Annotated in this window: 1 protein-coding gene; it reads left to right on the top strand. The window is 31.0% G+C overall.

Annotated features, from left to right (window positions below; all coding sequences use genetic code 11):
* On the top strand, positions 1-261 hold a 261-nt coding region (locus tag NCS00_RS33250), incomplete at both ends, for a hypothetical protein (protein WP_250442279.1).

Below are 261 nucleotides of genomic sequence, written 5' to 3'. Positions count from 1 at the left end.
GTTGAGAATATTGGTTCGCAAGGTGGTGTAGGTCAAATTGCTGTACATATTACTGGTCATGCAAATGGTCAATTATATAATCTTCAAGTTAATCTAAATGATTATTCTATTCCATTTGTAACTGATGGTTCACTTGGAAAGATTATTAATGAAAATGGTGAATTTATATCTGATTTACTTTCAGGTCTATTGACAAGTCAAGTTGATGCTGTAAAAGACCCTTATGCTAAATCATTAGGATTAGTAAACCAAACTCTTAAT

It is taken from the genome of Caballeronia sp. AZ1_KS37 (genome assembly GCF_023631165.1).
GTDB lineage: Bacteria > Pseudomonadota > Gammaproteobacteria > Burkholderiales > Burkholderiaceae > Caballeronia > Caballeronia zhejiangensis.
The sequence above is the reverse complement of the archived record's forward strand: the minus strand, read 5'-3'. Positions and strand labels throughout refer to the sequence as shown.